Genomic DNA, 11,683 nt, shown 5'->3' on the forward strand with positions numbered 1-11,683 from the left:
GGGCCGAGCAGCGGCGCGGCGAGGGTTCGCGCGGCGCGCAGCGCGGGCTGGCCGACCAGGGCGTCCGCAAGGGGCGATCCGCCCGTGCGCCACCAATCCTGCGCGAGGCCGAGCAGCAGCGTCCAGCGCGCGCGCAGCGCCCCGGCACCTAGATAGGGCGCCGCATCGACCGGCTGCCCGTCCGGCGCTGGCCAGGCGAAGAGCGCCTGGCCGGCGCGGCCCATCTCCTCGAAGAGCGACTGCTTCGGCAGGATCGGGATGGCGAGGCCGCGCGCGGCCGCAGCCACCGCGTCGAGCGGGCGGCGCGTCCGGCCGAGCGCCGTGTCCGTCGTCTCCGGCCCGTCGAGCAATGCGGCGACGGCGCGCGCGATCTGGTCGGGCGCTTCGCGATGGCGGAGCAGGGCTGCGTCCGCGCGTGCGATCGCCGCGGGCGGCGGTGCCTCCCCCACCAGGAAGCGCGCGAGCTTCGTGGCGAGATGGCGCGCGGTGGCAGGATGGGCGGCGCAGGCGGCGAGCACCGCCTGGCCATGCGCCATGGCCGGCGCGAAGGGTGGCAGTTCCCGCGCGAGCACGCGCTTCTGGTAGCCGTCGTGCCAGCGTTCGACATAGGCGAAGGCGCCGGAGGGCGGCAGAACCTGCGCCGCGTCCACGCGCTGCCCGGCCGCGAGCGTCCACCCGGTGAAGGCCCGCGCGGCTTCCCAGACATCGCCGTCGTGGTAGCCGGCGGGGCGGCCTTCCGCCGCACCGGGCACATCGCGCCAGCCGCGCGCCTGCGGGTGGTAGGCCGCTGCGCCGAGCGTGTGCAGTTCCATCAGCTCGCGGGCGAAGTTCTCGTTCGGCGCGCCGGCGCGGGAGGAACGGTTGTTGAGGTAGACGAGCATGGCCGGGCTCGTCGCCATCGCCTCCAGCAGCTCGGAGAAATTGCCCAGGGCGTGGCGGCGGATGCGCGCGTCATGCTCCGGCAGGCAGACCGAGACCTGGATCGAGGCGGGCGCGGCGACGGAGAAATGGTCGTGCCAGAACTCGACCATCCTCTCCCGCAGCTGGTCCGGGGCGAGCACCTTGCGCGCGATGGTCGCCGCGATGAGCTCGAGGCGCGGGCGTTCGCGCTCCGGCCACGGGATGGGGCGGCGAGTGTCCCCCAGCGCCCAGCGCTGCGCCTGGGTCATGGCCAGCGCGGCGAGGGGGCGTTCCTCCTCGACGAATTGCTCGCCCGGGCCGGCCACGTAGCGGATGGGCAGCGTCACGCGCGCGAGATGGGCGTCGAGCGCGGCGTCGCCCGGGGGTGTCGCGAGTTGCGCTTCGATCCAGTCGCGGCGCGCCAGGCGCGCAACCGTCGAGACCTCCCCCGGCCGTGGGCCGTAGGCGGCGCGGTTCAGCAGGCGGCGGGCCGCCTCCTCGCCCATGGGGTCGGTCGACATGTGGAACAATGTAGCGCGCGGCGCCCTGGCGGCGCTACGGCCACGTTGTGCAGCGGGGATGTGCGCTGATCCCGCTTCAGGCCGGCGCAGCGGGGCGGGCGGCGCGACCCGCCAAGGGCGAGCGGCGGGTCTCCGGTAGCGCGCCACGGCAGGTGGCCCACGCGCCGCGAGGCTTCGGGGCGATGCGGAGCGAAAGTGACGCGGCCCGCCCGCTGGACGCCGGCGCCGATTGCGAAGGTGCGGGTCAGTCCCCGCGGCGATGCGCCGCGATCGTATCGGCCAGTGCGCGGAGCGCTTGCGGCACGCCATCCCCCGTCGCGCCGCTGATCAGCAGGACGCGCCGCCCGCAGGCGCGTTCGAGCGCCTTCACGCGGGACGCCCGCGCCTGCGGCGTCATGGCGTCCGCCTTGTTGAGCGCGACGATCTCGGGCTTGTCGGTCAGCCCATGGCCGTAGCCCGCAAGCTCGTGCCGGATGGTGCGGTACGCGTCGGCCGGATCCGCCTGGGTGCCGTCGATCAGGTGCAGCAGCACCGCGCAGCGCTCGACATGGCCGAGGAAGCGATCGCCGAGGCCCGCGCCTTCATGCGCGCCCTCGATCAGGCCTGGGATGTCGGCCAGGACGAATTCCTCCGTCGCGTTGAGCCGCACCACGCCGAGCTGTGGATGGAGCGTGGTGAAGGGATAGTCGGCGATCTTGGGCTTCGCGGCGGAGACGGCGGCGAGGAAGGTGGACTTGCCGGCATTGGGCAGCCCGACCAGGCCGGCATCGGCGATGAGCTTCAGGCGCAGCCAGAGCCAGCGTTCCTCCCCCGGCCAGCCCTTGTCGGCGCGGCGCGGGGCGCGGTTCGTGCTCGTCTTGTAGTTGGCGTTGCCGAAGCCGCCATCGCCGCCCCTGGCGATGATGACGCGCTTGCCGGGCGCGTCGAGGTCGGCCAGCAGCGTCTCCCGGTCCTCGGCCAGGATCTGGGTGCCCACGGGGACCTTCAGCACGACGTCGTCGGATCCCGCGCCGGTGCGGTCCGCGCCCGCGCCGTTGCCGCCCTTGCGCGCCTTGAAGTGCTGCGCGTAGCGGAAGTCGATCAGGGTGTTGAGGCCCTCGACCGCTTCGGCGACCACGTCGCCGCCCTTGCCGCCATTGCCCCCGTCCGGCCCGCCGAATTCGATGAACTTCTCGCGCCGGAAGGCAACGACGCCGTCGCCGCCGTCGCCCGCCTTCACATAGACCTTGGCCTCGTCGAGGAACTTCATCTCGGGGTCCTGAAACGCGAACGGGGGCCTCGCGGCCCCCGCTGCAACGACGCCTGGCGTGCGTCGGTTACTCGGCGGCCAGCGCCTCGGGCTCCACCGTCACGTGGACGCGGCCCTCGGCCTTGCGGACGAACTTCACGCGGCCGGAGACCGACGCGTGCAGGCTGTGCTGGCGGCCGGCGTAGACATTCGTGCCCGGGATCATCTTCGTGCCGCGCTGGGTCACGATGATGGAACCGGCGGCAACCGTCTGCCCGCCGAAGAGCTTCACGCCGAGACGCTTGCCCGCGGAATCGCGGCCGTTGCGGGACGAGCCGCCTGCCTTTTTGTGCGCCATGGGATGGTGCTCCTGTTATGCCGCGGTGATGGCGGCGATCTTCAGCACCGTCTGGTGCTGGCGGTGGCCGTTCTTGCGCCGGCTGTTCTGGCGGCGGCGCTTCTTGAAGATCAGGACCTTGTCGCCGCGCGTCTGGTCGACGACGGTCGCGGTCACGGACGCTCCCGGGACGGTCGGCGCGCCGACGGACAGGCCGGCCTCGCTGCCCACCAGGAGCACGTCGTGGAAGGTGACGGTCGAGCCGGGCTCGGCCTCAAGCTTTTCGACGATCAGCAGTGCGTCAGGGGTGACGCGGTACTGCTTGCCGCCGGTGCGGATCACTGCATAGGTCATGGGTCGCCCCGGAACTCGTGTGTCAGTCGGCCTGGATTGCGGCGCTTTGCCGGGTTCTGGGCCCGAAAACGACCGCCGGCGGCACACGGGTGCCGCCGTTGGGAGCGGGGCGTATAGCGCCGGGGCGGGTTGCCCGTCAACGGGCGAGGGCGTGGCTTCGGAGGCGGCGCAGTCGCGGTCCCTTGATGCGCACCTGGCCGCGTGCCGGGGGGCGTACGGCCGGTCCTGGGCGTCGGGCCGGACGCGGCGGGCGTTGCGCGGCGGGCGGCGGGTCTGTATATCGCCGCCTCCCCATCGACCGGGGCGCGCGCGGCGCAGGCCACGCGCATACGGAGAGGTGCCGGAGCGGTCGAACGGGTCGGTCTCGAAAACCGAAGTACGGGTAACTGTACCGTGGGTTCGAATCCCACCCTCTCCGCCAGCTTTCCTCGCAGATCGTTGATTTATCAGCGAATAATCAGACCGCGGTTTTTCTAACCCCCATTTTTACCTCCATTGCGGCGCCGGCTAGGGCTGCACTCGGGCAGACTGGCTCGCACAAGCTGCGCCGGGCGCCGACACCCGTCGCGCTCGGCCATAGATGCGTGAAGCCGTCTCGCCGGCCCGTCCCCTGCTAGCGCGCCATTCTGACGCGTGAGCATTGCAGGGGCACCCCGCAAACGTGCGACGCTGCGGGCAGCACCTTGCTGCGCCGCAAAGTCTCTCAGGGCCGGCGCTCAGAGTTGCGCCCATACCGCTGCGCGAACTTAGTTCCGAGGGCGGCGGTGCCTCCTGCTCACGCACGATCGTGATGATCCGCCGTTCACTGAACCTTGAACGCTTCATCCGTCCGTCCCTCCGTTGGGCCGGACTCTAGCCATTTCCGGACGAGGTCTCGGGGCTCAGGTCACGAGTGCTGCACCACGTCGGCGGGCTTCCTCGTTGTCACCGCCATGTCTAGCGCGTCCAGCACCAGGCGCGTGCGCAGGTCGGTCGCCATACCCACCCGACGATCCGGCGCAACCAGGCATCGAGCACGATCGCGAGGAACAGGAAGCCCGCCGCGGTCGGCACGTAGGTGATGTCCGCCACCCACAGCCTGTTCGGGCCAGCGGCCCGGAAGTCACGGCCGACGCGAGGTCGTTGGCGGGCCGGTGGCTCGGCTCGCGCCACGTGGTCGTCGGGAAGCGACGCCGAGAGAGACGCCGCGCAGCCCCGCCTCGCGAATCAGCCGCGCCACCCGCTTGCGGGCCACGGCCGTGCCCTCCGCCTGCAGCTCGGCGTGAACCCGGGGAGCGCCATGGGTGTCGTGCGAGGCGGCATGCACGGTGCGGATCCGGCGCAGCAGCGCCGCATCGGCAGTATCATGGGCCGAGGCTGGGCGGCTACGCCATGCATCGAAGCCGGACACCGAGACGCCCAGCACGCGGGCGATGGTGGCGATCGGGAATTCGGCCTGGTGCGCGCTCATGAATTCGAAGACCCGCTCGGGGTCCTTTCCCGCGCGAACCAGGCCGCCGCCTTTGCCAAGATGTCGCGCTCCTGGCGCAGGCGATGGTTCTCACGCCGAAGCTTCGACAGCTCCTCGAGGTCCTGGGTGGTCACGCCGCCGTCCTTGCGGGTGCCGTCATCGCGCTCGGCCTGTCGAACCCAGTTCCAGATCGACTGCGCCGTCAGCTCGAACTCGCGGGAAAGCTCCTCCGGCGTTCGCCCTGATCGGACCAATTCCACCATCTGCCGCCGGAACTCCGGCGGGTAGGGCACCCTGAATTTCGGCATCTCCGACACCTCCGTCTCAAGCCTCGGGGTGTCCACGAAACCGGGTCAACTCCAGGTGTCCGCCAAGCGCAGGAAATGTGTGAGCGCGTTTAGCCGGGTTTGATCATCGGCCCGTCAGCGGGGAACACGTTGGCCACGGCTCAGTGAGCGGCAAGGCTCCGCCGCAACCGCGTGATGGCGCCCGGCAGGCCGCGGACCTTCAGCACTCGGCCGGTTTCGTCGTACTCCTCCGACAGCACCCGCGCGCTGTCGTACACTTCGCCGATCAGCCCCTGCTTCGCGTAGGGCAGCAGCAGCACGTCCTCGACCATCGCCGCCTCGAAGAAGGCGATGATGGTGTCCCGCAGCGCGCTCACATCCGCTGGCGCATGGGCGGATAGCATGATCGCGTCCGGGTGCTTCTCGGCCAGCGCAGCGCGCCGGGCGGCATCCACCCGGTCCATCTTGTTCAGCACGAGGCGCGATGGCACGGCATCGGCGCCTATGTCCCGCAACACGCTTCGGCTGACCTCCAGCTGCGCCTCGTAGGTCGGATCCGACGCGTCGACCACGAACAACAGCAGCGAGGCTTCCAGCGCCTCCGCCAGGGTGGAGCGGAAGGACGCGACCAGGTCGTGTGGCAGCTGCTTGATGAAGCCGACCGTGTCGGAGACCAGCACGCGGGGCCGCGTCTCGGGCTGCAGGATGCGGACGGTGGTATCGAGGGTGGCGAACAGCTTGTCCTCCACCAGCACCTGGCTGCCAGTCAGTGCCCGCATCAGGGAGGATTTGCCCGCATTGGTGTAGCCGACCAGCGCGACGCGCAGCTGATCACGCCGTCCGGTGCGACGGTTGTCGCTGTCGCGCTGCACCGCCTCCAGCTGAGCCTTCAACTCGGAGATGCGGTCGCGGATCTTGCGGCGGTCGAGATCGAGTGTGGTCTCGCCGGCACCAGGCCCCTGCTGCCGCCCGCCACCGCCGGCGGATTCGCGCAGCCGGGGTGCGACGTATTTCAGCCGCGCCATCTCCACTTGCAGCTTCGCCTCGCGTGTGTTGGCGTGGCGGTGGAAAATCTCGACGATGACGCCTGTGCGGTCGAGCACCTCGGCGCCGGTCGCCCGTTCCAGATTGCGAATCTGACTTGGCGAGAGCTCGTGGTCGACGATCACGAAATCGGGCTTGCGGCTGGTATCGGCTTCCGGTTCCACCTTAGCGGTCGCTTCGATGGCGCCGTCGAAGCGCTGCCGGGCCTTGGATCTCGGCGGCGGTGCCATCGAGCCAACGATGCCGGTGCCGCCCGTGAGTGCCGCCAGTTCCGCCAACTTGCCACTGCCCAGCAGCGACCCGGCGCCGGTGCCTTCGCGCCGCTGCGACACAGAACCCACAACCTCGTAGCCGAGCGTCTTCACCAGGCGGGCCAGCTCCTCGAGGCTGGCCGCGTGCGCGATATCATCGACCTCCGGTGTCTGGATGCCGACTAGGACTGCTCGGGGAATGGGCGGTTTGGTCTCCATGGCGGCGAAGTAGCACGGATCGCGCCGAAGCCTTGAATCGTCATCATCGATCCTCCGCCGCCCGAGTGTTTGATCGAGTTCCACTCACATGAAGGCGCACGGCTGAGGGACGCCCGGATATGCTCCGAGATGACCGTATCGCCGCCGCCCGCGGGGTGCGACCGGCGGCGTGAGGTGCGCCTCTGGCGCGGGTCAGCGTTCGGCCTTGTAGACGCTGTATGATCCGTGAGCACCTTCCTTGTTCGGCCCGACCTGGCGCAAGCATGCCGCGCCGTTTCCCGCTCTCCCGCGTGTACCAACTGCTCAAGCCGGGGTCGGTCGTACTGCTGACGACGTCGCTACGCGGGCGGCACAACGTGATGGCACTGTCCTGGCACATGATGATCGAATTCGAGCCACCTCTGGTCGGCTGCATCGTCAGCGGCCGGCAACTCAGTTTCGAGACGCTGCGCCCCACCCGCGAATGCGTCCTCGCGATCCCGGAGGCGCATCTCGGCCGGCAAGTGGCTGCCATCGGCAACTGCTCGGGCCGCGCCACGGACAAGTTCGCCGCCTTCGGCCTGACGCCGTTGCCGGCGCGACACGTCGCCGCGCCATTGGTCGCCAAGTGCTTCGCCAACCTCGAATGCCGTATCGCCGACACGCGATGGGGGGATCGCTACAATATGTTCGTCCTGGAGGTGATCCATGCCTGGCGCGAGCCAGGTGTGCGCGCACCCCGTACCCTGCATCACGAAGGCTGCGGCCGCTTCGCCGTCGCCGACGAGCGCATCCGGCTGACATCGCGGGCGCGCTGAGGCGTCCGCGCCCGATCCGCGCCGGCACCAGCGCCGAAGACGTAACGCGGGTTCCAACCCAGGCGCCGACGCGCTTGATCTGCGTCATGGCTGCGTCCTGCCGGTGCGGCGAAGCTGCAAGGTATCGAGGGGAGGAAGCAGGAGCCATGAATCCGCCTGTGCCTTCGCGGCTCGGTCTCACGGCGCCGGTCGGCGGGCATGCCCGGATCCCGAAATCCGCCACTCCGCGCGTCCCGCCAAATCTCACGGACTACGACGCCGCCTGCCGGGACTTCAGCTGGGCAGGCGCGCGCGCGCTACTCGACGGGCTGCCGGACGGGCGCGGCCTCAACATCGCGCATGAGGCGGTCGACCGCCATGCCGCGGGTCCCCGCGCCGACCGCGCGGCGCTGCGCTGGATCGGGCGCGCCGGGGAGCGCGCCTTCACTTGGCGCGAGCTGCACGACGAGACCAGCCGCGTCGCCAACGCGCTGCAGGGACTGGGCCTCGGGCCCGGCGCGCGGGTCTTCGTGCTGGCCGGGCGCATCCCCGAGCTCTACCTCGCGGTGCTGGGCGCGCTGAAGGCGCGCTGCGTGGTCTGCCCGCTCTTCTCAGCCTTCGGGCCGGAGCCCATCGCCATGCGGCTCGAGATCGGCGAGGCCGATGCGCTGGTCACGACCGAGGCGCTCTATCGCCGCAAGGTGGAGGCGCTTCGCCCCCGGCTGCCGCGGCTGCGGCACGTGGTGCTGGTCGGCGAGGCCGGCGCCGCAACTGCGGTGCGCGATACGCTCGACTGGCAGCGGCTCATGCAGGATGCGAGTACGGAGTTCGTCATCCCGCGGACCGAGCCCGAGGACATGGCGCTGCTGCACTTCACCAGCGGCACGACCGGCCGGCCCAAGGGTGCGGTCCATGTGCACGAGGCAGTGGTGATGCATAACGTCACTGGGTGCTACGCCCTGGATTTCCATCCGGATGACGTCTTCTGGTGCACCGCGGATCCCGGCTGGGTGACCGGGACGAGCTACGGGATCATCGCGCCCTTCACCAACGGCGTGACCAACCTGGTGGTCGAGGCTGAGTTCGACGCGCAGGGTTGGTACGACATCCTCGAACGCGAGCGGGTCAGCGTCTGGTACACGGCGCCGACCGCGATCCGGATGATGATGAAGCTCGGCAGCGCCGCGCTGGCCGGCCGCGACCTATCGGCGCTGCGCTTCATGGCCAGCGTGGGTGAGCCGCTCAATCCCGAGGCGGTGCTGTGGGGCGTCGAGGCCTTCGGCATGCCCTTCCACGACAATTGGTGGCAGACCGAGACGGGTGGAATCATGATCGCCAACTACGCGGCGATGGACGTGAAGCCCGGCTCGATGGGTCGGCCGCTGCCAGGCATCAGCGCGACCATCCTGCGCCGCGACGAAACCGGCGGCGTCCGCGAGGTGAGCGGGCCGATGCAGGAAGGCGAGCTGGCACTGAAGGCAGGCTGGCCCTCGATGATGCGCGGCTACCTCAAGGAGGAGGTGCGCTACGCCAAGTGCTTTGTGGGCGAGTGGTACCTGACGGGCGATCTCGCGATGCGTGACGAGGATGGCTACTTCTGGTTCGTCGGCCGCGCCGACGACGTCATCAAGTCGTCCGGCCACCTGATCGGCCCCTTCGAGGTCGAGAGCGCCCTGATGGAGCATCCTGCGGTGGCGGAGGCCGGCGTGATCGGCAAGCCCGATCCGATGGCGGGCGAGATCGTCAAGGCCTTCGTCGCGCTGAAGCCGGGCTTCGAGGCGGGCGAAACGATACGGCGGGAACTGCTCGGCCACGCGCGCAAGCGTCTCGGCGCGGCGGTCGCGCCGAAGGAGATCGACTTCCGCGCCAACCTGCCCAAGACGCGTAGCGGCAAGATCATGCGCCGGCTGCTGAAGGCGCGCGAACTCGGCCTGCCGGAGGGCGACATCTCCACCCTTGAGAGCGACGAGCGATGACCACGAAGGTCCATCTCGACCGCGCGCACGGCCTGCATCTGCTGCGGGAGATGCTGCGGATTCGCCGCTTCGAGGGAAAATGCGCGGAACTGTATCAGGCGCAGAAGATCCGCGGCTTCCTGCACCTGTATGACGGGCAGGAAGCTGTCTCGGTCGGGGTGATGCAGGCGCTCGGGCCGCAGGACGCGATCATCGGCACCTATCGCGAGCACGGTCAGGCGATTGCCCGCGGCGTTCCGATGGGTCCGCTGATGGCCGAGATGTTCGGCAAGCTGGAGGGTTGCTGCCGCGGGCGCGGCGGCTCGATGCACATCTTCGACCGCAGCCGGCGTTTCCTCGGCGGCAATGCCATCGTGGGCGCCGGAATGCCGCTGGCACTCGGCGTCGCGCTGGCCGACCGCATGCAGGGCCGCAAGACGGTGACGGCCTGTTTCTTCGGCGAGGGCGCGGCCGACGAAGGCGAGTTCCACGAAAGCATGAACCTCGCTGCCCTCTGGCGGTTGCCGGTGCTCTTCGTCTGCGAAAACAACCTCTACTCGATGGGCACACCGGTCGGGATCGCGGAGGCGGAGACCGCCATCTGGCACAAGGCGGCCGGCTACCGCATGGGCGGCGAGGCGGTGGACGGCATGGACCCGGTGGCGGTGGAGGTCGCCGCCCGTCGCGCGGTGGAACGCATCCGCGACGACGGGGCGCCATACCTACTGGAATGCCGCACCTACCGGTTCCGTGCGCATTCGATGTTCGACGCGCAGCTCTACCGCTCGAAGGAGGAGATCGAGGCGTGGCGCGCGAAGGATCCGATCCTGCGTCTGCGCGACTGGCTCGAGAAGGCTGGCCACCTGCATCCCGCCGACCTTGAGCGGATCGAAGCGGAGGTGGACGAGGAGGTCGCCGCCGCCGTCGCCTTCGCCGAGGCCGGCACGTTGGAGCCGGTCGAGGAGCTGGATCGCTTCGTGACCATGGACGAGGTGCCGCTATGAGTGCCGCCGCGCAGCCCCGTCTCACCTACCGCGAGGCCTGCCGCCAGGCGATCCGCGCGGCGATCCAGGCCGATCCCCGCGTCTTCCTCATGGGCGAGGATGTCGGTCGCTACGGCGGCTGCTACGCAGTGACCAAGGGGCTGATGGAGGAACTCGGCGAGGCGCGCATCCGCGACACGCCGCTTTCGGAGAGCGCCTTCGTCGGCGCGGGCATCGGCGCGGCGATCGCCGGCATGCGCCCGATCGTCGAGGTGATGACCTGCAACTTCAGCCTGCTCGCGCTCGACCAGATCATGAACACTGCGGCCACCATCCCGCACATGTCGGGCGGGCAGTTCGCCGTACCGCTGGTGATCCGCATGGCGACCGGCGCCGGGCGCCAGCTCGCCGCCCAGCACTCGCACAGCCTGGAAGGATGGTTCGCGCACATCCCCGGGCTGCGCATTCTGGCGCCCGCGACCATCGAGGATGCGCGCCATATGCTCGCCGCCGCGCTGGCCGACCCGAACCCGGTGCTGATCTTCGAGCACGTGATGCTCTACAACACGGAGGGCGAGCTGGATCCGGCCGTGGAAGGCGTGGACATCGCGAAGGCGCGCATTCGCCGGCCCGGGCGCGACGTCACGTTGATCACCTATGGCGGCAGCCTGTTCAAGACGCTGGCCGCGGCGGAGACATTGGCCGGCGAGGGCATCGAGGCGGAGGTGCTGGATCTCCGCGTGCTCCGCCCGCTCGACACTGCGACGATCATGCAGAGCGTGGCGCGCACGCGCCGCGTGGTGATCGTGGACGAAGGCTGGCGCGCCGGCTCGCTCTCCGCCGAAGTGGCGATGCGCATCGTGGAGGAGGCCTTCTTCGAGCTCGACGCGCCAATCCGCCGCGTCTGTTCGCGCGAGGTGCCGATCCCCTATGCCGCGCATCTCGAACAGGCTGCACTGCCGCAGCCGGAGACAATCGCCGCCGCTGCGCGAGGGCTAGCGAGGCCCGGCAAGTGAGCGAGTTCCGCATGCCCTCGCTCGGTGCAGACATGGAGGCCGGCACGCTGGTCGAATGGAAGGTTGGACCGGGCGACCGCGTGCGGCAGGGTGACATCGTCGCGGTGGTCGAGACGCAGAAGGGCGCCATCGAGATCGAGATCTTCGCGGAGGGCGTGGTGCGGGAACTCGTCGTCGCGCCCGGCAGCAGCGTGCCGGTCGGCGCGCTGCTCGCAAGGCTAGATGCAGAAGCCGGCAGGCTGGCCCCGGCGCCCGCCAAGCCCATCGGGCCGCCCCCGGTCGTCGCGCCGCCGCCCGTCCCGCCACCGCTGGCGCCCGCGCCAACAACGGGCATGCGCCACGTCCGCGCAACGCCCGCCGCG

13 protein-coding genes and 1 tRNA gene are annotated in these 11,683 nt (G+C 70.1%); 6 read left to right on the forward strand and 8 right to left on the reverse strand.

Features of this window, described 5'->3' with window-relative positions; genetic code table 11:
• The 4 genes from HW577_RS12305 to rplU all read right to left on the reverse strand — a co-directional run.
• The coding region (locus HW577_RS12305; protein WP_198376429.1) for a DUF1800 family protein at window positions 1-1,421 on the reverse strand (1,421 nt) is incomplete at its 3' end.
• Window positions 1,422-1,665: 244 nt separating this feature from the next.
• Entirely contained in the window at window positions 1,666-2,670 is a 1,005-nt protein-coding gene (gene obgE, locus HW577_RS12310) for a GTPase ObgE (protein WP_198376430.1), read from the reverse strand.
• Window positions 2,671-2,737: 67 nt separating this feature from the next.
• Window positions 2,738-3,007 carry a 50S ribosomal protein L27 gene (gene rpmA / locus HW577_RS12315; protein ID WP_198376431.1) on the reverse strand — a complete coding sequence of 90 codons (270 nt, stop codon included), beginning with the start codon at window positions 3,005-3,007 and terminating at the stop codon, window positions 2,738-2,740.
• 15 nt (window positions 3,008-3,022) lie between these two features.
• Window positions 3,023-3,340 carry a 50S ribosomal protein L21 gene (gene rplU, locus HW577_RS12320; protein ID WP_198376432.1) on the reverse strand — a complete coding sequence of 106 codons (318 nt, stop codon included), beginning with the start codon at window positions 3,338-3,340 and terminating at the stop codon, window positions 3,023-3,025.
• Window positions 3,341-3,671: 331 nt separating this feature from the next.
• On the opposite strand from rplU, the gene HW577_RS12325 reads away from it, so the two are divergent.
• Window positions 3,672-3,761 (forward strand) — tRNA-Ser (locus HW577_RS12325).
• Between the two features lie 515 nt (window positions 3,762-4,276).
• On the opposite strand, the gene HW577_RS26895 is transcribed toward HW577_RS12325, so the two are convergent.
• From HW577_RS26895 to hflX, 4 genes are all read right to left on the reverse strand, one after another.
• Window positions 4,277-4,411 carry a hypothetical protein gene (locus HW577_RS26895; protein WP_269769539.1) on the reverse strand — a complete coding sequence of 45 codons (135 nt, stop codon included), beginning with the start codon at window positions 4,409-4,411 and terminating at the stop codon, window positions 4,277-4,279.
• Between the two features lie 31 nt (window positions 4,412-4,442).
• Window positions 4,443-4,790 carry an IS3 family transposase gene (locus HW577_RS12330; protein WP_198376433.1) on the reverse strand — a complete coding sequence of 116 codons (348 nt, stop codon included), beginning with the start codon at window positions 4,788-4,790 and terminating at the stop codon, window positions 4,443-4,445.
• Window positions 4,787-5,098: a transposase gene (locus HW577_RS12335; protein WP_232474886.1), complete on the reverse strand. Its 312-nt coding sequence runs from the start codon at window positions 5,096-5,098 to the stop codon at window positions 4,787-4,789. Before HW577_RS12335 ends, HW577_RS12330 begins: the two co-directional genes overlap by 4 nt.
• A gap of 140 nt (window positions 5,099-5,238) precedes the next feature.
• On the reverse strand, window positions 5,239-6,591 hold the full coding sequence (hflX, locus tag HW577_RS12340) for a GTPase HflX (protein WP_198376439.1): 1,353 nt from the start codon (window positions 6,589-6,591) through the stop codon (window positions 5,239-5,241).
• A 263-nt stretch (window positions 6,592-6,854) separates the two neighbouring features.
• On the opposite strand from hflX, the gene HW577_RS12345 reads away from it, so the two are divergent.
• The 5 genes from HW577_RS12345 to HW577_RS12365 form a co-directional block, all read left to right on the forward strand.
• Window positions 6,855-7,388, forward strand: a complete 534-nt coding sequence (locus HW577_RS12345; RefSeq protein WP_198376435.1) for a flavin reductase family protein — start codon at window positions 6,855-6,857, stop codon at window positions 7,386-7,388.
• A gap of 146 nt (window positions 7,389-7,534) precedes the next feature.
• Entirely contained in the window at window positions 7,535-9,343 is a 1,809-nt protein-coding gene (gene acsA, locus HW577_RS12350; protein WP_198376436.1) for an acetate--CoA ligase, read from the forward strand.
• Complete coding sequence (gene pdhA / locus HW577_RS12355; protein ID WP_198376437.1) at window positions 9,340-10,326, forward strand: pyruvate dehydrogenase (acetyl-transferring) E1 component subunit alpha; 987 nt, start codon at window positions 9,340-9,342, stop codon at window positions 10,324-10,326. The genes acsA and pdhA overlap by 4 nt, the downstream gene beginning before the upstream one ends.
• Window positions 10,323-11,321: an alpha-ketoacid dehydrogenase subunit beta gene (locus HW577_RS12360; RefSeq protein WP_198376438.1), complete on the forward strand. Its 999-nt coding sequence runs from the start codon at window positions 10,323-10,325 to the stop codon at window positions 11,319-11,321. Before pdhA ends, HW577_RS12360 begins: the two co-directional genes overlap by 4 nt.
• On the forward strand, window positions 11,318-11,683 hold a 366-nt coding region (locus HW577_RS12365), incomplete at its 3' end, for a biotin/lipoyl-containing protein (RefSeq protein ID WP_332837657.1). The genes HW577_RS12360 and HW577_RS12365, both read left to right, overlap by 4 nt.

This window comes from Neoroseomonas rubea (genome assembly GCF_016106015.1).
Classification (GTDB): Bacteria; Pseudomonadota; Alphaproteobacteria; order Acetobacterales; family Acetobacteraceae; genus Neoroseomonas; species Neoroseomonas rubea.

What these genes read in the sequence shown, in the direction of transcription:
- rplU (WP_198376432.1), bottom strand. Translation starts at nt 3,340, where the DNA reads ATGACCTATGCAGTGATCCGCACCGGCGGCAAGCAGTACCGCGTCACC.
- acsA (WP_198376436.1), top strand. Translation starts at nt 7,535, where the DNA reads ATGAATCCGCCTGTGCCTTCGCGGCTCGGTCTCACGGCGCCGGTCGGC.
- HW577_RS12345 (WP_198376435.1), top strand. Translation starts at nt 6,855, where the DNA reads ATGCCGCGCCGTTTCCCGCTCTCCCGCGTGTACCAACTGCTCAAGCCG.
- obgE (WP_198376430.1), bottom strand. Translation starts at nt 2,670, where the DNA reads ATGAAGTTCCTCGACGAGGCCAAGGTCTATGTGAAGGCGGGCGACGGC.
- rpmA (WP_198376431.1), bottom strand. Translation starts at nt 3,007, where the DNA reads ATGGCGCACAAAAAGGCAGGCGGCTCGTCCCGCAACGGCCGCGATTCC.
- HW577_RS12330 (WP_198376433.1), bottom strand. Translation starts at nt 4,790, where the DNA reads ATGAGCGCGCACCAGGCCGAATTCCCGATCGCCACCATCGCCCGCGTG.
- HW577_RS12335 (WP_232474886.1), bottom strand. Translation starts at nt 5,098, where the DNA reads ATGCCGAAATTCAGGGTGCCCTACCCGCCGGAGTTCCGGCGGCAGATG.
- hflX (WP_198376439.1), bottom strand. Translation starts at nt 6,591, where the DNA reads ATGGAGACCAAACCGCCCATTCCCCGAGCAGTCCTAGTCGGCATCCAG.
- pdhA (WP_198376437.1), top strand. Translation starts at nt 9,340, where the DNA reads ATGACCACGAAGGTCCATCTCGACCGCGCGCACGGCCTGCATCTGCTG.
- HW577_RS12360 (WP_198376438.1), top strand. Translation starts at nt 10,323, where the DNA reads ATGAGTGCCGCCGCGCAGCCCCGTCTCACCTACCGCGAGGCCTGCCGC.